General features: G+C 43.8%; 21 protein-coding genes. 8 read left to right on the plus strand and 13 right to left on the minus strand.

The window, feature by feature from the left end:
* The 8 genes from RH89_RS03670 to RH89_RS03705 all read left to right on the plus strand — a co-directional run.
* On the plus strand, positions 1-382 hold a 382-nt coding region (locus RH89_RS03670), incomplete at its 5' end, for a VOC family protein (RefSeq protein ID WP_004399164.1).
* Positions 383-464: 82 nt separating this feature from the next.
* On the plus strand, positions 465-959 hold the full coding sequence (locus tag RH89_RS03675; protein ID WP_004399165.1) for a GNAT family N-acetyltransferase: 495 nt from the start codon (positions 465-467) through the stop codon (positions 957-959).
* A 271-nt stretch (positions 960-1,230) separates the two neighbouring features.
* Positions 1,231-2,847: a hypothetical protein gene (locus RH89_RS03680; protein ID WP_004399167.1), complete on the plus strand. Its 1,617-nt coding sequence runs from the start codon at positions 1,231-1,233 to the stop codon at positions 2,845-2,847.
* A 244-nt stretch (positions 2,848-3,091) separates the two neighbouring features.
* Positions 3,092-3,514, plus strand: a complete 423-nt coding sequence (locus tag RH89_RS03685) for a GNAT family N-acetyltransferase (RefSeq protein WP_004399168.1) — start codon at positions 3,092-3,094, stop codon at positions 3,512-3,514.
* Positions 3,515-3,558: 44 nt separating this feature from the next.
* Entirely contained in the window at positions 3,559-3,996 is a 438-nt protein-coding gene (locus tag RH89_RS03690) for a GFA family protein (protein ID WP_004399170.1), read from the plus strand.
* Between the two features lie 338 nt (positions 3,997-4,334).
* Entirely contained in the window at positions 4,335-4,850 is a 516-nt protein-coding gene (locus RH89_RS03695; RefSeq protein WP_004399172.1) for a P-loop NTPase family protein, read from the plus strand.
* A 128-nt stretch (positions 4,851-4,978) separates the two neighbouring features.
* Positions 4,979-5,359, plus strand: coding sequence for a GFA family protein (locus RH89_RS03700; RefSeq protein ID WP_022590522.1), 381 nt, complete (start codon positions 4,979-4,981; stop codon positions 5,357-5,359).
* A gap of 383 nt (positions 5,360-5,742) precedes the next feature.
* Entirely contained in the window at positions 5,743-7,071 is a 1,329-nt protein-coding gene (locus RH89_RS03705) for a thrombospondin type 3 repeat-containing protein (RefSeq protein ID WP_004399174.1), read from the plus strand.
* A gap of 46 nt (positions 7,072-7,117) precedes the next feature.
* Here the strand turns inward: RH89_RS03705 and RH89_RS03710 are convergent, their stop codons facing one another.
* The 13 genes from RH89_RS03710 to cyoA all read right to left on the minus strand — a co-directional run bounded on the left by RH89_RS03710 (position 7,118) and on the right by cyoA (position 19,858).
* Positions 7,118-8,410, minus strand: coding sequence for a hypothetical protein (locus RH89_RS03710; protein WP_004399175.1), 1,293 nt, complete (start codon positions 8,408-8,410; stop codon positions 7,118-7,120).
* 3 nt (positions 8,411-8,413) lie between these two features.
* Positions 8,414-9,151 (minus strand): ABC transporter ATP-binding protein, encoded by a 738-nt coding sequence (locus tag RH89_RS03715; RefSeq protein ID WP_004399176.1) that lies wholly within the window; start codon positions 9,149-9,151, stop codon positions 8,414-8,416.
* Positions 9,144-10,187 carry a FecCD family ABC transporter permease gene (locus tag RH89_RS03720; RefSeq protein ID WP_004399177.1) on the minus strand — a complete coding sequence of 348 codons (1,044 nt, stop codon included), beginning with the start codon at positions 10,185-10,187 and terminating at the stop codon, positions 9,144-9,146. Before RH89_RS03720 ends, RH89_RS03715 begins: the two co-directional genes overlap by 8 nt.
* A complete protein-coding gene (locus RH89_RS03725; protein WP_004399178.1) occupies positions 10,187-11,248 on the minus strand; it encodes an ABC transporter substrate-binding protein in 1,062 nt (353 codons plus the stop codon). The genes RH89_RS03720 and RH89_RS03725 overlap by 1 nt, the downstream gene beginning before the upstream one ends.
* Positions 11,249-11,450: 202 nt before the next feature.
* Positions 11,451-12,242, minus strand: coding sequence for a hypothetical protein (locus tag RH89_RS03730; RefSeq protein ID WP_004399179.1), 792 nt, complete (start codon positions 12,240-12,242; stop codon positions 11,451-11,453).
* A 1,064-nt stretch (positions 12,243-13,306) separates the two neighbouring features.
* On the minus strand, positions 13,307-13,813 hold the full coding sequence (locus tag RH89_RS03735; protein WP_004399180.1) for a hypothetical protein: 507 nt from the start codon (positions 13,811-13,813) through the stop codon (positions 13,307-13,309).
* 22 nt (positions 13,814-13,835) lie between these two features.
* Entirely contained in the window at positions 13,836-14,342 is a 507-nt protein-coding gene (locus RH89_RS03740) for a copper chaperone PCu(A)C (protein ID WP_004399181.1), read from the minus strand.
* Positions 14,339-14,971, minus strand: coding sequence for an SCO family protein (locus RH89_RS03745; protein WP_004399182.1), 633 nt, complete (start codon positions 14,969-14,971; stop codon positions 14,339-14,341). The genes RH89_RS03740 and RH89_RS03745 overlap by 4 nt, the downstream gene beginning before the upstream one ends.
* Positions 14,971-15,885, minus strand: a complete 915-nt coding sequence (gene cyoE, locus RH89_RS03750) for a heme o synthase (protein ID WP_004399183.1) — start codon at positions 15,883-15,885, stop codon at positions 14,971-14,973. The genes RH89_RS03745 and cyoE overlap by 1 nt, the downstream gene beginning before the upstream one ends.
* 12 nt (positions 15,886-15,897) lie before the next feature.
* Positions 15,898-16,236, minus strand: coding sequence for a cytochrome o ubiquinol oxidase subunit IV (cyoD, locus tag RH89_RS03755; RefSeq protein WP_004399184.1), 339 nt, complete (start codon positions 16,234-16,236; stop codon positions 15,898-15,900).
* The gene (gene cyoC / locus RH89_RS03760) at positions 16,236-16,883 is read right to left on the minus strand and encodes a cytochrome o ubiquinol oxidase subunit III (protein ID WP_004399185.1); all 648 of its coding nucleotides are present in this window, start codon (positions 16,881-16,883) and stop codon (positions 16,236-16,238) included. The genes cyoD and cyoC overlap by 1 nt, the downstream gene beginning before the upstream one ends.
* Before the next feature lie 16 nt (positions 16,884-16,899).
* Positions 16,900-18,942, minus strand: coding sequence for a cytochrome o ubiquinol oxidase subunit I (gene cyoB / locus RH89_RS03765; RefSeq protein ID WP_045961617.1), 2,043 nt, complete (start codon positions 18,940-18,942; stop codon positions 16,900-16,902).
* Positions 18,943-18,970: 28 nt separating this feature from the next.
* Entirely contained in the window at positions 18,971-19,858 is an 888-nt protein-coding gene (gene cyoA, locus RH89_RS03770) for a ubiquinol oxidase subunit II (RefSeq protein WP_004399187.1), read from the minus strand.
* Between the last annotated feature and the right edge of the window lie 1,021 nt (positions 19,859-20,879).

Raw genomic sequence — 20,879 nt, forward strand, 5'->3', positions numbered from 1 at the left:
AAATACAACCGATAAAGCGGAGGTAAACATGAAAATTTTGATGATGAGAATTCCATGCAAAAACCTGAAAGAGGCAGAAGCTTTTTATTCAGAAAAACTGGGATGGCAGAAAATTTTTGGTTCAGAGTCTGAGGGTTATATTGGCTATCAGCTTGAGAACGTACAAGTGCTTCTGGAGCCTGAAGAAATCGGCGAATTCGAATGTGGAAGATACCTTGGCTTCAGTTTGGAAGTTGAAGATATAATTCGCTATTACGAAGAAACCAAGAAAAAGGGTGTGACTTTCATTGGCTCGCCTGAAAAGCAAGACTGGGGTGGCATCATGACGCACATAGAGGATTGCAGTAAGAACTCGTTTTCAATTGTGCAGCCTGACGAGTAAGTTGCTTTTAGTTGATCACTAACAATGTGAACGCTCCTATACCCCTGGACTGGCTAAACTATTCGATATGGAGAAAGTATCAATGATCAAATCTGCGCGCCTAGAGCTTAGGAAATTTATTCCTAACGATAAGGAACCGATGCTTTCTCTTCTGCAGGATAAAGACTTTATGGCTTTTTCTCCTACTGGGGTCATGACAAAGCAGCAAGCTGAGTTACGTTTCCAAGGCTTGCTCGACGCCTTTTCAAAAAAAGGCATCGGTAAGTTTGCGGTTATTGAGAGTGTGAGCGCTGAGCTCATCGGTTATTGCGGAATCGAGTCGTTTCAGTACAAAGGAGAAGAAGTTGTAGAGCTGGGCTATCGCATAAAGAAATCAGCGAGAGGGAAAGGGTACGCACAAGAAGCAAGCCAAGCAGCACTACGTTTTGCAAAACAATCTGGTTACACGAAAGTACTCGCTTTAGCAGAATTGGACAATGCTCCGTCACATCATATTTTGTATAAACTCGGCTTCGAAGCTAGTGAGAAAGGGCACTATCAAAACATGCCCGTTCAGTATTTTGAAAAAAACCTCTAGAAAATTTACTCCAGAGTCATTAAGCCATTTCATTGACCGAAAAGGTTCCATACCCCGATTCTTGATGTCGGATTAGAGATATGAGTCTCTTCAATAAGTTACGTGAATGTCGACTGTCTCTAATTTGAGATTTTTGATAATACTGTAACAAAAACAATAGTAATGATTATCGTTTCAATGAAAATGTAAGTGCTTTATTGCATAGGTGCGAGGTGTTTTTTCTTTTAAAAATCAATGCCTCGCAAATATTCAAAAAATTAAAAGAATGCTTATGACCTCTTCAATCGATAATACACTTCAGTTGGTTAGTCAGCCAAATGTAACAAAACCAAATGCATCAAAAATCTCAACCCAGCTCATGTTAGCCGCACTATCAATTTCACTGACTGCTTGTGGTGGTGGATCGAGTGACGGAAACGGTACCACTAACAATTTGGGCGACAACTCACCAAGTACAAAAGTACCTACAACCACTTCAACAGAAGTACTTGAGTACGCATCAAAAGAAACTCAGCTCTTCTATTTAGAGTTTTTTTCCAACTCTGCTGAACTAGGTAGCCTTACAAGAGTTAATAACACCTATCGCGAAGATAAGATTGAAAGAATTAACTCAGATGGAAGCTTAGAAAACATCAGCACGGATGCGACTCAATCTGTTACTCAGTTCATCAATAATGAGTGGCGCACCTTTCAAAGCCAGCGCATCCTGGTTATTGAAAACGATAGGTTACTAGGCAGCATGCACGAAGACTTCATTAGCGATTCCCAGCATTTATTCGAGGGTAAAGTAGTGAGCTTAGCGGGATTGCCTATGTATAAATATTTGCCATCGTCGAACGATATGATTCCCCAATCCGCTACTTTTGGTCCTGGTGCGAAAGCGATAGAGACAAAAGAGTATATACTTCAAGATACTTACTTTGCTTGGCTCAACAGCACGCGCATTAGGTTATTGAATGAGGAAGCCTTGGTCCATTACGATTATGGAGATGGTAATGCGGTAAAATTAACCACTTTATCTCCATCACACCTTGTTAATGAGGCGAGTAAAACAAACGATCTATTTAACTCTGTTGAAGGCTTTACCAACGGTGCCTATAAGACTCAGATGATTGCCGATGGGAGTCTCAAATCTTTTTATCGTGTTGGCGATAAAGACAGCTCTTCTGCAACAGCTCAAGAAGCCCATTCAGGCTCTTGGCAGTGGGAAGACCTTAACGGTCAGAATGCCATTGTATTTTCGCTTGATATTCATAAGAACTTTTCTGTTCCTAAATCTATGTACGCCTTAGTAAATGGTCAGGTGGTGCATGGAAGTAAATTACCGTCGGGATCTTTGCTTACAGAGAAAGTCCCTAGTGTTTATGATAGGAATTACATCATTGAAAATGGCTATTTTTTTAATGAGGAAGCCAAGCAGGACATTCTTAAGGTCCTTACCTTTAATCAAGCTATTTGTAACAAGGGTGACAAAAGTTTAAGCGATTCAAGTTTGTCGTCGATTGATCTTCAGAATGCAGCGGGGGGATGTAACATCGAACCTGATGTTCATTTTGAAGAATCAGACATTCGTAATAAAACCTTTGCTTTGGAGTACAACCCACATTTAGATATTGACGAACTTGAGTTTAAGTCAGATGTTTATGGTAACAATAAAGTAGTGGGTTTTGGCTCAGAGCATGAATTGCTTTCAGAAATGACTTGGGAGTTGGAACCATTAACAAATCGATTGATCATTAAAGATGCCGCTGATCAAGGTAAGTTCAAATGGGAGTGGGTTTTAACTAGCCGTGACAATGGTTCACTTAATGTGAAGGCACTGAGAAAATCCTCAATTCCTCGCAACAATAGTCATATTGAAAGCTTTGTACTCTATGAAGTCTATTAGCAGTAGGTTAGAAGAACGATAACAATCGTAAGGAGCGTGTCAGACGATGCGCTCTTATTGATTATTACTGATTAAAACGTGTGGTATATGCCACATTTTATGGAGTGGAGGAAATTTCAAAACTTAGGGGAGTATTTTGGGTTTCTCATTACCCTACTATTCAATTTTGTTGAAATTAAGAGAATTTTTAGACAGAGTTTATCTCATGTTTCATCAGTATCTATGTATCAAGGAGGATACGTTGATGCAAGGGTATACAATAACTACAAATCCTGAAGATCTGGATATAGAAGTCGTTTATGACGTTATATCAAACAGTTATTGGGCGGCTGGAATACCCAAACAATCTCTTGAGAAAGCGATATCAAATTCCCTTTGTTTTGGTGTGTATGACTCTGCTGGATCGCAGGTAGGGTTTGCACGTGTAATAACTGATAGGGCGACATTTGCCTATCTGGGTGATGTATTTGTTACGCAAGAACATCAAGGTTTAGGGATAGGTAAATGGCTAATAGAGACAGTAGTCTCTCACTCTGAACTCCAAGGGTTGAGACGAATGTTTCTCGCCACAAGAGATGCTCATGGTCTTTACAAACAATTCGGTTTCGAAGCGGTAGAAAACCCAGATGTTCTGATGCAAATTTGGCAGCCAGATGTCTACAGATAGAAGACCAGAGACACGAACAAATATTCTTAAACGGGAGCTATCTTATGGAAAAAGACGATTTAAGGGTAGGGAGTTGCCTTTGCGGTTCTGTTCAAATTGAGATTCCAAAAAGCCAAGTAGATCTTGGGGTATGTCATTGCACGAACTGTCAGAGGTGGAGTGGCGGTCCACTGTTTGAAATCGAGGGCGGAACAAATGTGCGTTTTAAAGGTGAAGAATACATTGCTGAATATCAGTCGTCTAAATGGGCTGTAAGAGGCTTCTGTAAAAAATGCGGTAGCCATTTGTTTATTCGAGACGAAAACACTGGTGAGTATGGTATTCCTCCTGGCTTGTTCGAGGATGAAACTGGTCTGACGCTGAATCGGCAGGTTTTTGTTGATCATAAGCCAACGTATTATTCCTTCTCGGATGATACTAGAAACATTACGAGTGAATTTATATACAAACACTTCCCACACGTAAGAGAAGACAAGTCTTAGAAGCCTGAATTTCATTAGGTATTTCCAGGTTCTGCTTAAAGTTATCGGTATTGAGTCACCCACTTCCATTTAGGCAAACCAATCCTAGCGCAAAAGAATTCATAATAGATAGCTCTCGAAAGACACACCGAATATGAGTGTGAATTTATATAGTGGTTGACAGAGTGCTCGCGCTGGTTAAGGATAAAACAATGAATATGACGACAACGCTACTTAAATCTCGAATTATCATCATTCCATAGGAATGGTGGGATTCTGACGCGTTGTATTTTGAACCCACCCAAGAGGTGGGTTTTCTGTATCTGTCTCTTGGTGGCGAACAACATTAAGGAGGCAGTATGAAAAAAATCGCGGTATTCGGGAAACCAGGCAGCGGGAAATCCACTTTAAGTAAGCGCCTTTCAGCAGTAACGGGCATTCCCTTGCATCCGCTGGATTCGATCGTTTATCAGCCAAACGGTGAACTGACAGATCGAAAGATTTTTGATGAAAAGCATCAGGAAATACTGACTTCTGAATCCTGGATCATCGATGGATTAGGACCTCTTGGATCTTTTAACCAAAGGCTGGAAGCAGCGGATACGTTGATCTACATAAATCTTCCCTATTCTGCCAGCTACTGGTGGGTGACAAAGCGGTTGTTGAAAGGGGTACTTGTAAAACCAGAGGGTTGGCCAGACGGAAGCTCAGTACTGAAGGGAAGCATACAAAGCTACAAAATGCTCAAGTTGTCACCAAAGTTTTGGAATGAAGACTTTCAAAGTCGTTTGGAAAGTATCTCTGAAGGGAAGTCTCTACATGTTATTCGCTCTGTCGCAGATCTAAAAGGCTTCATCGAGCAGCAATTTGGCTAATCCTGAATGTTGTGCTGGGAAAGAAAACCGAACGCTTCAACAATCCACCACTCTGCTGACAGTTATTGTCAGCTTGTGGATCTACTCTCTGAGTGGGCATAGACCACGGATGGAGTGGAGGAAATCTCATGATTCAGGGAAGTTGTTGTTGCGGTGCCGTTAAGTTTGTTCTTAATGCTAAACCCAAATTTTTAGGTATTTGCCATTGCAGTCGCTGTAGAAAGCTTGGCACGTCAGAGTTTTTTATGGTCGATAAAGCGAGCTTTGAGTGGGTAGAGGGAAAAGAGTTTGTTGAGGTATACCGGGCAAAACCTCCATTTATCTATGATCGTTGTTTTTGCAGTAAATGCGGCTCTAATTTAGGTGAAATGCTTTCTGATGTTGAATCGTTTCCTATTGCTGCGAATACTCTGGATACAGACCTAGGAATGGAAGTGACTTATCAGGAACATGCGTCATCCAGACCAGTTTGGCAATCTCTTCACCCCGGAGCAAAAGTTTCTCAATAGCTCGTTCGTGATTAGCTCATTCTCGATCTGATTTATTTCGATTTAGCGCAGCTCTTTGGTTGCGCTATTCGAGGCAGCTACATTGAAACGTCGAAGAGTCGTTTTCACTTTTCCTCATAGATTTTGATTCCACAAAGGTAGCGTCTGGCTCTTGTGAGATGACATCAAGCATCAAAGTAATAAAACTGTAGATAGTGAAATGTACTGGATAGGTTTAATAATATAGCGATCAATTTAAGATAATGATCAATATACAGGCTGATGAGCTAGTCGAGTGATGAAATTAAAGTGTGACTTTGGATTGGCTACGGGATATTTAATACTGCAGGAAAAATCTGTTTCCATTACATATGAGCGTGATTGTATAACCAATGGAAATGATTATGATAAATGCAATTCTAATGTCGGCGTTGGCAACGTCTTTTCTCCCACTTGATCAAGCATCAACAGAAGCTCCGGCATTACTGGAAGCAGAAACATCGGTTCTGGCTCAGGCTGTTAATCAGGCAGCTTACAACCCTCTCTGCCAGACTATTCAGCTGGATTCATCTTATAACGCAACGTTAAACACAAACGGCGGCGTGTGCGTTCATTTTTCTGTAACCGAGCCAACCAAAATCACCAGCATTATGGCACAACTTGATGCCGCTACCGATGCGTCGCTCAAGCTTTACCATCATATCAATGGTCAATTTAAACAGATTGGTACGGAATCGGTAGCTGCTGGTACAGGCAGTGAAGTTCTGCATAGCCTGAATCAGCCGGGTGAGTACTACTGGCAAATCACGGTAAACAAAGCAACAAACGACGCGATTCTATTTGGTTCTATCACAACAAAACATTTCGATGAGCATGAAGTAAACGACACATTTGAAACATCGACACCTTTCCTGAATGGCTGGCACAGTGTGACTGCCAACATGGATACGGGAATTGATGCCGATTATTTCCTTTACAAGGCGAACAGCACAGATGGCATCAAACTCTTCTTAGATGACCAGCTTGCTCCGAACAGCTGGACGCTGGAAGTGCTGCGTGTGAATGCCAACAACTGGGTGGAATACCAAGGCGGTGTTGAGCACTTGATTCTTGGTCTAGCCAAAGATGAACAAATGCTAGTTCGTGTTACTGCAAACCCTGCGGCAACTGCAACAACAGAATCTTACGCACTGTCTGTGGGAGCTCCGAAGGTGGTGTCTCCAGACTACAAATACGCACCGGGCAACTTTTCTGGTAGCGTGAGCCTACAGGGTCGAGTCAACAAAAATACGTACTTCAATGCTGCATCGCCATACGATACATTGAAATCGTTTGTGATCATGCCTCGTAGCGACATCAGCCCATCGTTGAACTGTCGTATTCGTTTATACGATGCAACAAACACGCAGATTGGTATGTATGGCTGTGACCGCCCAAGGCAGGTTAACTTCAGTGAAATGAATGAGTACCAAAAACCTATTCGAGCACACTTGGAAATGTACCACGCAGATTTTGCTGACCGCTCAACTGTGTATTACAACATCGGCTTGAATGCATCGTTCAACTACATTGAAGACCTGGATAACGATGGTATGCCTAAGTCGTTTGAAACGAAATACGGTTTGAACGATCTTACGGCATTGGATGCGGCTCTGGATACCGATGGTGATGGCGTCACTAACCTTAAGGAATATCAGGCAGAGACTGACCCAACAGATCCATTAAGCAAGTAATCAGCGCTTAAGAAAAACAACCCCGCAGCGATGCGGGGTTGTTTTTTTATACATTGACTATGGCGTGTTTCCGGTGGCGAACCAGACCGATACAAATGTCCCTTAGCAATCCATTCTTGTTAGCGCCGTGATCCGGGTAGCGATGGTAGTCGTCTCCGTTATGAACGACAATCTTCCCACCGCGACCGTCATCAGTCGGGTATTGCCAAAGCCAGTCAGAAGGCTTGGGATCGCTTTCCGTTCCCACATGAGTTAACGCAATACCGTCTTCTGGCATGTCGGAATAGCCGCGACTGTATTGACCGAATACGCCTTCCCAGCCGTCAAAGCCTTCGGGCATTTTGCTGAAGAAGCCATATGGGTCATTGGCAACGCGAACTTTCAGATTTTGAAAGGGTCTGGGTGGCACAGTTCTGAATGGTTTCAACACTGGTAGCCATTCAATGACAGTTTCGCTATTGATAACAAGCTGACCACCTTGCTTGAGGTAGTTCATAAACTCTGCCTGTCGTGTGCGGAGATAGATCTGGTCGCAGATTCTGGGAACAACAATCACATCACTGTTCCAAACCCTTTCATCAATCTCGTAAACAGACTGGAAACGTATGCGTCCGGGTGTATTCACAAATGTGTCTTGTAAATACGGCGGCTCGTTTTCCGTTTCAATGTCGCTGCTAGATAAATAGGTCACTGTAAATTCAGGCACCTGTTCTCTGTCGATCCCGAGTTCCCGGTTCAACCAGGGATAGAACCCATCAATTAAACGCTTTGCAGCAGGCATGAATCTCTGACCATTATGGCTATGCGGATCAAGCGTGGTTAACAACACACGACCACCATTTGGGAGATCGGGAAAATCGACCAGAACCGAGCCTTGGTCCTCTTCCATGTTAAGAAGAGAGATGCCCGAGTGATTCGTATTGAATACGCCATGCCAGTGCCATTTCATGTCGTCGAACGAGACGAAATCAAACAGGTTATGCTCCGGATTGGGCAGGTAAAGTTCTATGTGCCCGTCGGGTTTTGTCCACCATAGCCAGTCACTGATCCGTTTGTTTTCCCATGTCACATCGACTGCGGTCAACCATTGGTCGACGTTCTTAACAGGAAAGGCAATTAAGAAACCTCCGGATTCAACATAGGCGTTGATTTGCCGGGCATGCTTTTCCAACTGCGAGCCGTTTGTGTGGCAAGAAATGATCACCGCCCCGTACTGAGTTAAGTCCGTACTCGGCAGGTCATTCAGGTAGATCATGTCATCCATCCAATGGGCGTAATCTCGGAATGACAAGATTTGGGAGCCACAGCCCCACGTAATATAAGCAATCTTTTTATTCATAGGTTACATCTCAAATCGAGGGGCAAGGGTCACGGAGTCGTCGGACTGAAATACCGCTTTATCCACTCTGATGCCATACAGTTTGGTGAGGTTCTCTGAATTCAGAGTGGTCTCCGTAGTGCCGTGCAGATACTGGCTCTGACCATTCATCAAAAGCACATGAGTGGCGGTTTCAAGAGCGTGTTGAGGCATGTGAGTGGTGTAAACCACCGTCATCCCCAGTTCCTGATTAAGCTGTCGGATCTTACTGAGTACTATTGCCTGATTGTGGTAATCCAGCGCAGAACATGGCTCATCTAAAATCAGAATGTCACACTCTGATGTCAGTGCCTGAGCGATCATCACCAGTTGCTTCTGCCCGCCACTAAGCTGATTAAAGTTGCGTTCGTGAAGGTGATGAATCTGCATCATTTCTAGGTAATGATGAGCCAGTTCAAAATCCTTAGTGCTCGGTGAACCAGTCAGTCCCAGATATCGCGCCCGTCCCATCAGAACAATATCGAGCACGGAGTAGCTAAATGGCATATCAAAAAGCTGAGGTACATAGCCAATGACTCCATCGGTACTGACGCTTCCACTGTCTGGCTTTCTATTCCCAATCAAAGCATTGAGCAAGGTAGTCTTCCCCACACCATTTGCCCCCATAATGGCGAGAACTTCTCCCTGAGTGATGTTCAGCTCATAACCGCTCAGGATCTCAGTATCTCCCGCTTTGAGTACGAGATTTTGTACTTTAATCATTGTTCCACCCGCTGTTTGAGTGCGCCTTTCGCAGAATGAACGCGAACAGGGGAACACCGATAAGGGAGGTCATGATTCCAATTGGAATTTCAGCGTCAGACGCCGTTCGTGCCGTATTATCGATGACCAGCATAAAGATGGCACCGATAAGCCCGGAAACGGGGATAAGCCGAATGTGATTCGCCCCCGCCAGAAAGCGCGCAATATGAGGAATGATCAATCCGACCCAACCGATAGCGCCAGCGGTGGCAACCACACCGGATGAGATCACCGCCATCGCAACCAAAATGATCCACCGTATTTTGTTGAACGGCGAGCCCAGAGCTTTGGCTCTCTCTTCACCCATTGAGATGATGTTCATCTGATAACGAAGCAGATAAATCATGATGGACGCTGGGATCACGGTAATGGCAAGTAAGGCAAGCGAGTCATAACCGACGGAAGCTATGCTGCCCATCAGCCAGTAGGTAATGGAGGGCAGTTTTGAAAACGGGTCTGCCAGCAATTTAATGATGGAGATAGCCGCACCAAAGAAAGTCGATATGATCACGCCAACCAGAACCAGCGAAAGCACTGAAGTTCTGCCATTGACTCTGGCCAGAAGCATGACAGCAAAAACGCTTAACATACCGAACACGAATGCCAGAAGCAGTGTGATGAGTGTGTTTTCAAATAACAGGATAGCGAGTGTTCCGCCAAATGCCGCGCCTGACGTCACCCCAATAATGCTGGAGTCAACGAGCGGGTTTCTGAACAGACCTTGTGCGGCAACGCCAGAAACAGCCAGACCAACGCCAATCAGGATGGCAGCCAGAATTCTCGGCATGCGAATCAGTTCGACGATGCGTTGTTCAATAGGGGACCAGTCAACATCGGTTGAAGCAACCAGATTATCCAGCAGAATGAACATCACCTTTGAAAGGCTTATTTCGTAGCGCCCGAGAGTGGCGGAATAGAGGGTCAGAAAGAACAAAGCGATCAGCAGTGCGTAGATCGCTTTGTCTTTGGTCACCCGATAATTGGTGTGAACCGTCATTATTTCAAGCCAAACTTCTCAGTGTATCCAGTGCTGACACCGTTTTGACCCATCTGCATGATCTGCGTGTATTGCTTGTCAGTAATATCCACGCCGTAGATGGTTTTGTAGGCGTCTTTAACTTTTGATGAGAACTGAGCTTTTTCGAATTGATCTGCGTGCGCGATCTGAGCAAGCCACTGCATGGTCAGATAGGCTTCAGACGCGTCTGGAGAGCGGTTAAACAGAGGCACTTTGTACACTTGCTTTTTCTTCACCGCATCGATGTCTGCTAACAATTCATTGCTGTAAAAATCGTTAGGTGTAAGTTCTTCTGCCCAGGCAGGGATAACGATCACCGAAGGGTTCCAGATGTACATCTGTTCCAGGTTGATGGTTTTCCACCATTCGGCTTTGTCGTCCTGACCAACATTATTGATACCAGCAATACTGTGGTCAGTTGAGTTGTTGGCAACAATGCGGATGTCCTGACCAAGCTTGTCTACTTCGAGCATCTTAGGATAAGCACTTTTCGCGACAGAGCTTAGCGTGCCCTTTAGCTGGCTATTGGCATCGCGTGCAATGTTCACGATCATTTCAGCTCGTTCAGATTGCCCCGAAATTTCGCCAGACATGATGACCGTATTCTCTCTGTCTTCATTGCTGCAGCATCCCCATGTAGCGACAGTCAGACCAACACGCTCTAGTGGTTCGCTGAGTTTAGGATCGTATTCCCACTGGAAAATGATGTCAGGGTTGTTCTTGAGTATCGCCTCTACGTTAGGAACAAACTTATCCTTCGCGGCGTTAGCCTGAACGGTTTTAAAATGAGGGAAAAATTCTGCATAGAGACCGTTGTTGATGCTCTTTTGAGATTTTTCCGTAATGTTGACAATGGTTTCCGGCTTTAAAGTTACGGCACTGTAAATAATAGGCGCAGAGCTGGCGATAGCGACCACGCGCTCAGGGTGGTTTTTAAGGGTAATCTCTTTACCACGGCTGTCTTTAAACGTAACTTCCGCATTAGCAGCGCCTGAAGCAAGCAAAATAGCTGAAATAGCTAGTACTTTATAATTTGTCATTATTTTATTCCGTTGTGATAACTGCGCGTTACGCTATCAGAAATGATAATTATTATCAATAATATCAGTAATGAGTTGAACTCATCTTTTTTATTGAGACAACGGAGGATCTTTCAGAATGAGAAATGGTAAAGCTGGCTTCTGAACTTGCTGTCAGAAGCCAAATAGATTGAGGCGCTAAGACCTACAGACTTTAGAATCGTCAGAAAAATAAGCTAAATGAAGTAACGCCAGAAATGACGACAAGAGTGGCAGTGATCCCGTACTGCGCACTAGGCGTGATGATATGCCGGGTTAAATTAGGGGCAACCATAAAGTTGGAGCCGCCCCAGTCTCTGTCTTTCATGTGGAAACACAAGCTCAGAAACATCAGATGGCTTGACGTTACGATTCGTGCATGGAAAAAATCGTCAGCAAATATCGCAATGGCGATAGACGCAGTTTGTGTGATGAGCAGAGTCAGCTTAGGCAGAACCCACTTGTATTCCACTAACAGCATTTGCAGTACCCACGCACAGTAGAGCACGATAAGTTGCCATGGAACACTGGTGCCAAACAAGATGATGGAACCACTGTCGTCTAAGTAAGTTTGTTTGCTGCCCGCCAGCCAAACATAAATAGAAATAGCGAGGTAAGCCGATAGGAAGAAAGAGGCATGCGCTTGCTTTTTCCATTGCACGTACAAAAAGCCAATGGTATGCGCAATGATGAAAGCCATCATGCCTTTATCAAAGCTCTCAAGGCTGATGAGCTCAGTCAGCAGCATGAAACAAAGCAAGTTAAAGCTTGTTTCTAAGAAGAAGATTCGTTTTAGTTCGCGTGCGTTATCGACAGGCTTAACCAAAGGCCACAGAAGAGCTGGCAAGATTATAGTGAGAAAGAACCCTACCCAAACCGAGCTTTCTACCAGTGAGTAAAAACCTTGTGCATAGAGCAGACAAAACAGCAGGAAAAGCAGCGAAGAGAGTGGTGGGTAATAAGGGCTGTTAGTCATACATTTCTTCTGTTGAAGCGATTAAAGTGTCGCCAAGGTGTTTGATTTATTTAACCTGGTTGCTGAGCTGCCAAGCAGAATCCAACACAATACCTATTCACTTTCCTTTGAGGTTCAATGGCAAAGCGGAGAAGTGTAGCGGAAACCCGAGACTAAATACATAGCCATATTCGAGTTCATTCAAATCATCTCTATTAACTGACCGATAACATGCGCAGGCAACATGGAAACATACATGCTGGTAGACCGTGCTTTATCATCATCAAATTTAACGTCGCGAATTGTCCGCCATTTTGAATAAAATGTCAGCGATTTTATGAATTCAAGAAGGGTTATTAAATGGCGTTGTTTTTCATTCTATAATGAGTTAACTCATTAATTAATAATCATTTAATTCTTAGTTCTATCGGTGTTCTATGTATTTGGTTTAAACAAATGTCTTGATTTGTTTAGTGGGAGTTGTGTGCAAGTCAAAATAAAAGCCAGACATGCGTCTGGCTTTAAAAGGGCGATAAGCCCAGATTGATTAAGGAACAACAGATACCGGTGAACGTTCAGTAGTTTGAATTCCACTTGCATCAACTGGGGAATGTTCCCATGTAGGGCATTATCGGCTCAATGAATTGAAGCGACAAGACAGATAATGCTTCAAAATATGTAGGACATTGACCCGTTTAACTAAGATGTCCAAATTCTTAACTTATTAATTAACAAATACAATTACTTACCTTTCCTTCAGTGTGAAGTGGAAGGGAGAGCTGGAGAGTGAAAAATTTACATTTGTTTGAAACTGGTGCAGTTTTGCGTGTCTTCAGATTTGAACTTTCGAATCCATTTACCTCGATAGTTTAATAAAAACAAATGGTTACATTGAGATGTGTTAGTGATGGCTGTTTGGTTGGCGAGGTTGAAAATACCAACAGGCAACGACGATAAGTAGATGATATCTCACAACGCTTTGCGAGAAGTGACCTTGTTTTTATGGGAGACAGGAGGTGAATAGAGGGGGAAAAGAAAGAAGAACCCGAACCAATGGTTTTGATTCAGGTTCATGATGTTTCAAATCAGTTGCGAACCACCTGGCGGGTAGTCACCAGACAAAGTGTCGAAAACTGCTCCGTCAGAAACGCCTGTTTGCCAGCAATACGTTTACTGGTGAGTACAAAGGTTCTGTCGGTTAACTTGCCTTGGAAATCCCATTTACTGAACGCTTCGTGTCGGGCATCAGCACATGAAGTTTGTAAAACATAACTTTCGGTAACCGAAGTATCGCAGGTACCACTTGTATTTTTCACACCGTGAAAAGTCACATGACTATCGCGGTCGCGATAATTTGTGACGGCTAATGCGTTGTATAAGTGAACATCATCGGGCTCGCTGTTATAAGACAGCATTCGATGGGGGTTCTTCTTAAGACTGGCTCTTGCCAGTTGACGAAGCTCCTGAGAGCAGGGGATGGTTTGCTTTTCAGCAATACTGTCCATCGATGTTTTTACGGGCGCTTCGTCTTCTGCCAAAACTGTAGGGGAAAATACCACTAAACCGGAAAGTAAAATCAAAGCGGGTTTCATGTAACGCTCCGTAGAATAAGGCTTATTTTGCCTTAATGGTCATGACTGGGAAGTTGAGAGTATAACGCTCGCCAGTATCCTGAATCAACGTGACTTCGACGGTATCGCCTTCAACAAATCGCTGTTTAATACCTAATAGCATCAAGTGATAGCCACCAGGCTTCAGCTCCAATGTTTCGTTTGCACCGACTTCAAGAACATCAATTTTGCGCATCGCCATTCTGCTGTCACGCAGAAACATTCGGTGAAATTCCGTATGTTTGGCTGCGTTGGTTTCAACGCCTGTAAATCTGATGGTTTCAGAGCTTTTGTTTGTTAGCGTAAAGTAACCTGATGTCACCTTAATACCGGGAATGGTGGCTTTCATTCGTGCGTAATCAACGTAGACCTCGCCGGAGAGCTTTTGAACTTTGCTTGAAGGGCGAGGGTCAGGCTGATAGAACGGCTTTTTGGTTTTTTCGTAGTAAGCGACTGAGAAAGCCAGCAAGAACGCAACAAAACAAACTAGCCCTATTTTGGCTAGTTTCATGAAGCGTCACCATTTTTCGAATTGTACTCTTCCCATGCACGCTCAATTCGAGCCGCAAGCTCAATTGGCGTTGTGCTGTGACTCATCGAATCAATCAACTGGCCGCTTGGGTCAATGACGTAGAAACGCGATGCATGGTCTACTGTGTAGGCTAGCTCTGAAGATTCCATGTCAACCAAATCGAAATACACACCATATTGGTTTGTCATGGTTTTAATTTCTTCTTCTGTGCCTGTCAGACCAAGAATTCGCTTATCAAAGTGCTGAGCAAATTCATGAAGAGAATCTAAATCGTCTCGTTTAGGGTCAACACTTACGAAGAAACCTTGTGTTTTGTTGTACACATCTTCCGGTAAATACTTGAACGACGCAGACATCACACCCATTGAAGAAGGGCATACTTCCGCACAGTTTAAGAAGCCGAAATACATCACAACAACGTTGTTTTTGAATTCTTCGGAATTGATCGCGCCAGTTGCGCTATCAAGTTGAAATTGACCACCTAAGTCTTTGAACTGGCGAGGCTTCTCACCGATTGGAATCGTTGAGTTGTCCACGTAAAGTGCAAGAAGACCTGCCAGAGCAAGGACACCCAATGCTAAAACTAACTTCACTGGGTTTCGAGACATTAGATAAACTCCTTAAGTTGGAGAGCATTCAAAGAAGCTTGATGAGTTTCATGGATTTCTGATGGTGAAAAATCGATAGAGATTAGAACGCAGAAAACCATAATACAGACGATAGAGAAGAGCATCAGCTGCTTACCCCACTGTTCTGTCGGCATCTTCTGGAAGCTCACTTTCGCAAGGTACAACCAGTACATGCTAACCAAACCCATTCCAAGTGCGTACCAGCTTCCCGCGTAACCCAGATAGGTTAGGGCTAGAGAAGCAATCGCAAACGCAACTATGTACGCCATAATATGCGTACGAGCTTTATCGATCCCTTCTTTGATAGGCAAAACAGGGATAGAAGCCGCTTTGTAGTCTTCGAAGCGATAAATCGCAATAGCGTATGAGTGCGGAATTTGCCAGATGCAGAAAGTTAGGAAAACAATGGCTGCACCTACATCAAACTGATTGGTGACTGCGCAGTAACCAATAACAGGCGGGCATGCACCAGACAAACCACCAATCAAAGTGCCATGTACGGAGTGACGCTTGTAGTAAAGGCTGTAGAAACCGACATAGACTACAAAACCAAGCACACCAAACCAGAAGGCTACAATAGAGGTGTAGAAAAAGAGAGTAACAAAGCCTGCTACACCCAGAATCGTCGCCCAAATAAGCGCGTTCGAAACGGGAACGACTTTTTGTACCAGTTCACGTTGGCATGTGCGCTTCATTTTTGCATCGATGTCTTTATCGATGAAGTTATTGAATACGCAGCCAGATGCCACTATGAACGTAGTACCTAAACACACGGCAAGGAAAAGCTGCCAGTCAATCTGGCCCTGAGAGGCCAGAAAGAATCCGCCAGCCGCGGCAACTAGGTTGCCGCGGATGATGCCAGGTTTAGTCAGTTGTAAATAATTCGAAATCATTATGTATTCCGATTAGTGACCCATCAGCATGTTGTGGTTCAGGTGCTCCATGATCCAGAGCGAACCAATCAATACGATGGCGACTATTAACACCACAAAAACAGCGGAGGTGGTGTTCCACATTTGCTCGGAAGACGTGTTCATGTGCAAGAAGAAAACAAGCTGAACCAAAACCTGAGCAACAGCACAGATCAGGATTACGCCAATTTTCAACTGCGGAGAACCTACGTCCATCATCACCATAGCGAATGGGATAACGGTCAATACGATAGAGTAAATCAGACCCAGTACGTATTCTTTAACGCTGCCATGAGCTTGGCCGCCGTGACCATGTTCTGCAGATTGTCCCATTACATAACTCCCATTAGGTAAACAACACTAAACACACAGATCCAGATAACATCCAGGAAGTGCCAGAACAAGCTCAGGCAAGACAGACGTGCATGGTTGTCTTCTGTGAAGCCATCACGTTTGAAGTGGAAGTAAAGAATGATCATCCAAATCAGACCTGCAAATACGTGCAGACCGTGAGTAGCAACAAGTGCATAGAATGAAGACCAGTAGGCGCTGCTGTCGAAAGTGGCACCTGCTTCGCTGAAGTGATGGAACTCGTAGATTTCCATAATCAGGAAGCCAAGACCAAGGGCAAAGGTGGTCCATAACCAGAACCACATGCCTTTTTCATCACGCTCTTTCGCTTTCAGCATACCCATACCGAAAGTGAAACTACTGAGTAGTAGAAGCGCAGTACCACCTGCAACGAACCACAGGTTAAACAGTTCAGTTGGTTCAATGATGCCGGCAAAGCTGGTAGAGAACACCGCAAATACCGCAAACAAAGTACCGAATAATAAACAGTCGCTTAGGATGTAGACCCAGAAACCGAAGATAGTATCGCCAGCGTAGTCGTGGTGGTCATGATCATCATGACCACCATCTGAGCCGTGATGCTCAAACGAACTATTGGTATCCAGCACTGATTTATCATGTGCAGTCATTTTATTTCCTCACTCCTTAAACCGCTGGGGAACCAGATTTAACGTCATTGTTATCAGCATCTTTTTGATTCGCTGAGTTGAATTCAGGGTGATCCTGATACACTCTAGCTAGATGAGGTCCTTCAATAGCCTCAACTTCAGATACTTCAACGAAGTAGTCTTTATTGCGCTGGAAGCTGTATGCAATCCAGGACACAACCATACCCAGGAAGCTAGCAATTACCATCCACCAGATGTGCCATACAAACGCAAAGCCAAATACTAGTGAGAATGCACTGATAACAACGCCAGCCCAAGTGTTACGAGGCATGTGAATGCGCTTGTAGCGATCAGGTTTCTGGTAAGCCATACCGTGTTCTTTGCGGTATTGGTGCTCATCGCGATCGTGGATCTTAGGTAGTGTAGCGAAGTTGTAGAACGCTGGTGGTGAAGAAGTAGCCCACTCAAGAGTACGCGCATTCCACGGGTCACCTGTTGTGTCCATGTTGTCCTTACGGTCACGGATACTGATGAAGATCTGCCATACCTGAGCCGCGACACCAAGAGCGATGATACCTACGCCACAAGCCGCAATCCAAAGCAATGGAGCCCACTCTGGGTTATCGATAGTCGCAAGACGGCGAGTCATACCGTTGAAGCCAAGTACGTATACAGGCATGAAGGCAACGAAGAAACCTACAGTCCAAAGCACACAGGAGATCTTGCCCCACTTCTCGTTGAGCTTGAATCCAGTTGCTTTCGGGAACCAGTAAGTAAAGCCAGCGAAGTAACCGAACAATGCACCACCAATGATTACGTTATGGAAGTGAGCGATTACGAACAAGCTGTTGTGCAGTACGAAGTTTGCTGCCGGAACGGCCAGCATTACACCTGTCATACCACCAATGGTAAATGTCACTAGGAAAGCACAGGTCCACCACATACTTGCTGTGAACTCAACACGACCTTTGTACATGGTAAACAGCCAGTTAAATATCTTAACCCCGGTGGGTATGGATATGATCATGGTGGCTATACCGAAGAAGGCGTTAACACTTGCGCCGGCACCCATGGTAAAGAAGTGGTGTAGCCATACGATGAACGACATCAGCATGATTACTGCAGTTGCCCATACTAGGGAAGTGTAACCAAACAGACGTTTACGTGAGAAGGTTGCACACACTTCAGAGAAGATACCAAAAGCAGGCAGAATCAGGATGTAAACTTCTGGGTGACCCCATGCCCAAATCAGGTTCACGTACATCATGACGTTGCCGCCCATGTCGTTCGTGAAGAAATGAGTACCGATGTAACGGTCAAGAGTCAGTAAGGTCAGTGTTACCGTCAGGATTGGGAAAGCAACAACAATCAGGGCGTTCGCACACAAAGATGTCCATGTGAACACAGGCATTTGCATTAGCTTCATGCCAGGCGCACGCATACGCAGAATAGTTACGACAAAGTTAACACCCGTCAGAAGCGTACCAATACCTGATATCTGGAGAGACCAGAGCCAATAATCGACCCCTACCCAAGGGCTGTACTCCATGCCAGAAAGTGGTGGGTATGCCAACCAACCCGTTGCCGCGAATTCACCAACGAACAGAGACAGGTTAATTAGGATAGCGCCCACAACGAATAGCCAGAAGCTCAAAGAGTTCAGGAACGGGAAGGCAACGTCTCGAGCACCAATCTGCAAGGGAACGATAACGTTCATCAGACCAACGATGAATGGCATTGCTACGAAGAAGATCATAATTACGCCGTGGGCGGTAAAGATCTGGTCGTAGTGCTCAGGAGGCAAGTAGCCTGCATCGATAGTGTCTAGGGCTTGCTGAGAACGCATCAAAACGGCGTCCGAGAAGCCACGGAACATCATGACTAAAGCCACGATGATATACATGATACCTATCTTTTTGTGGTCGACAGACGTAAACCACTCATTCCACAGGTATGTCCATTTTTTCTGGTAGGTGATTAAGCCACACAGTGCTAATCCACCCAAAATAGCTGCAACCATTACGGGCAAAATTACTGGGTCATAATAAGGGATGACATCCCAGTTAAGTTTCCCGAAAATTAAATCAGGTTCGGCATGTACGTCGCCTTTATAGGCCATTTTGGACTCCTGAATGTTTCTCAATAATGTCTTTGAATCTCAAAGGGTCTACGGTCGAGTAATACGTCACCGGGTGCGGTGTACGGATTTGTTCTTTCTCGTTGTCTATCAATACTTGGTAGCTGGCATCGTTAAGTGCTTGCTCAGACGTCTTAACCTTGCTCAACCAGTCGTTGAATTCTGAGTCGTCGACTACGTGCGCTTTAAAGTGCATGTTAGAGAAGCCAAACCCACTGTAGTTTGCAGACAGACCGCGGTAGACACCCTCTTCTGAAGCCATCAGGTGAAGACGGTTTTCCATGCCTGCCATTGCGTAGATTTGACTACCCAATTGAGGAATGAAGAACGAGTTCATAGTGGTGTCAGAGGTAACAAGGAATTCGACAGGACGATCAACAGGGAAAGCCAGTTCGTTTACCGTTGCGATTTGCTGTTCAGGGTAAATGAACAACCACTTCCAGTTCATTGAAACGACTTGGATAGTCAGAGGCTCTTTATCAGATTCAATCTCACGGCGTGGATCAAGAGAGTGGGAGGTTTCATAAGTAACCCAACCCAAAGCCAGAATGATTAAACATGGTACAGTCCAAACTATCACTTCGATTTTTGTTGAGTGTTCCCAGTTAGGTTTGTATTCAGCATCTTTGTTAGATGCACGATACTTGTATGGGAAGTACACACATAGGAACAACACCGGAACGATGATGATTGCCATAAGCAAAACGGAAGTGATAATCAGCGATTCCTGAGCTTGACCGATTGGTCCCTTAGGATCGAATAACACCATGTTACTGCCGAAGAATAGTACGCCTAATAAAATCAGCCCCACGACTGAAGTTAATATTAATGCAACTTTTATGTTACATTTTATTTTCATTTGTCCTCCCTGGAGCTCACGCCAGAATAAATTCAAAGACAATACTTAAAATACGAAGCACCCAAATACGCGGATCAGATGCGAAATTAGAAAAAATTTGCACGTGAAATGACGTCAAACAAAAACCCAAGTTTTCGTTAACAATTCATTATCATTTGAAACAAATCTCTTACAAAATGCAGTGATATTAGAACTTAGATACTAAAGGGTGAATTAAAGTACCAAATTGTTAAATTAGCAAGCTTTTACTTGTTCAGAACTGTAAATTTCAATCTATGTATAAATTACAAAAATATTAATTTCATTTTTTCAAAAAATGAGGTAATGCGTGGTTTTCCTAGCAACAATCTGTTTTACAGAGCGAAATAAATAAAGAAAAATACCATTCCCATAATATTAGTGTGCCATTTTTCTGGTCTTAGTATTAATGCTCATATTATTTCTGATATAACCTTTCTCTTGTTGGGGTAAATTTTGAGATCTGTGTTCAAATCGATTTCATTCAACTTGCATACGCTTTAACCAGGAAAAACTAATGAAGTAGCTAATGACATACTGGTTATCGTTTTATATAAAACCATATCAGCATGGTCAGCGTATTGACTAGTCATTCAGAGGGTTTCGGGAGCGTAAGAAGTTCTTCATTGTGCGGAAAAACGATCTCGCTGCTTGTGTGTATCAAACAATTAATCAAATAAGCCGTGAATCTACCAAACAGCACTCTGCCAAAGCGTTGCTATATTAAATCTGCTCCTTACGTGTAATTTAATGAGCCAGATAATTATAGTTCCAATAAAGCCTTTTTATTTATATGGATATATGAATTGGCTTTTTCATATTGTCTGGAGCCTAATGCCGAAAGAACTGTAACTTGATATTTCTGTCAATTTAAGAGATGAAATAAACCACTTAAAATATATGGTTAAAGGATTGCTAATAAACCTTTTGGGTTGTTTATTGACCAGTTTAATATTATCAATATTTCATAAAGATGCTTAATTTGCATTCAAATGTTAAAAGA

It is taken from the genome of Vibrio nigripulchritudo ATCC 27043, assembly GCF_000222685.1.
GTDB lineage: Bacteria > Pseudomonadota > Gammaproteobacteria > Enterobacterales > Vibrionaceae > Vibrio > Vibrio nigripulchritudo.

Bases quoted from the DNA above. Each gene is read 5' to 3' on its own strand.
- RH89_RS03675 (WP_004399165.1), top strand. From the start codon at position 465: ATGATCAAATCTGCGCGCCTAGAGCTTAGGAAATTTATTCCTAACGAT.
- RH89_RS03680 (WP_004399167.1), top strand. From the start codon at position 1,231: ATGACCTCTTCAATCGATAATACACTTCAGTTGGTTAGTCAGCCAAAT.
- RH89_RS03685 (WP_004399168.1), top strand. From the start codon at position 3,092: ATGCAAGGGTATACAATAACTACAAATCCTGAAGATCTGGATATAGAA.
- RH89_RS03690 (WP_004399170.1), top strand. From the start codon at position 3,559: ATGGAAAAAGACGATTTAAGGGTAGGGAGTTGCCTTTGCGGTTCTGTT.
- RH89_RS03695 (WP_004399172.1), top strand. From the start codon at position 4,335: ATGAAAAAAATCGCGGTATTCGGGAAACCAGGCAGCGGGAAATCCACT.
- RH89_RS03700 (WP_022590522.1), top strand. From the start codon at position 4,979: ATGATTCAGGGAAGTTGTTGTTGCGGTGCCGTTAAGTTTGTTCTTAAT.
- RH89_RS03705 (WP_004399174.1), top strand. From the start codon at position 5,743: ATGATAAATGCAATTCTAATGTCGGCGTTGGCAACGTCTTTTCTCCCA.
- RH89_RS03710 (WP_004399175.1), bottom strand. From the start codon at position 8,410: ATGAATAAAAAGATTGCTTATATTACGTGGGGCTGTGGCTCCCAAATC.
- RH89_RS03715 (WP_004399176.1), bottom strand. From the start codon at position 9,151: ATGATTAAAGTACAAAATCTCGTACTCAAAGCGGGAGATACTGAGATC.
- RH89_RS03720 (WP_004399177.1), bottom strand. From the start codon at position 10,187: ATGACGGTTCACACCAATTATCGGGTGACCAAAGACAAAGCGATCTAC.
- RH89_RS03725 (WP_004399178.1), bottom strand. From the start codon at position 11,248: ATGACAAATTATAAAGTACTAGCTATTTCAGCTATTTTGCTTGCTTCA.
- RH89_RS03730 (WP_004399179.1), bottom strand. From the start codon at position 12,242: ATGACTAACAGCCCTTATTACCCACCACTCTCTTCGCTGCTTTTCCTG.
- RH89_RS03735 (WP_004399180.1), bottom strand. From the start codon at position 13,813: ATGAAACCCGCTTTGATTTTACTTTCCGGTTTAGTGGTATTTTCCCCT.
- RH89_RS03740 (WP_004399181.1), bottom strand. From the start codon at position 14,342: ATGAAACTAGCCAAAATAGGGCTAGTTTGTTTTGTTGCGTTCTTGCTG.
- RH89_RS03745 (WP_004399182.1), bottom strand. From the start codon at position 14,971: ATGTCTCGAAACCCAGTGAAGTTAGTTTTAGCATTGGGTGTCCTTGCT.
- cyoE (WP_004399183.1), bottom strand. From the start codon at position 15,885: ATGATTTCGAATTATTTACAACTGACTAAACCTGGCATCATCCGCGGC.
- cyoD (WP_004399184.1), bottom strand. From the start codon at position 16,236: ATGGGACAATCTGCAGAACATGGTCACGGCGGCCAAGCTCATGGCAGC.
- cyoC (WP_004399185.1), bottom strand. From the start codon at position 16,883: ATGACTGCACATGATAAATCAGTGCTGGATACCAATAGTTCGTTTGAG.
- cyoA (WP_004399187.1), bottom strand. From the start codon at position 19,858: ATGAAAATAAAATGTAACATAAAAGTTGCATTAATATTAACTTCAGTC.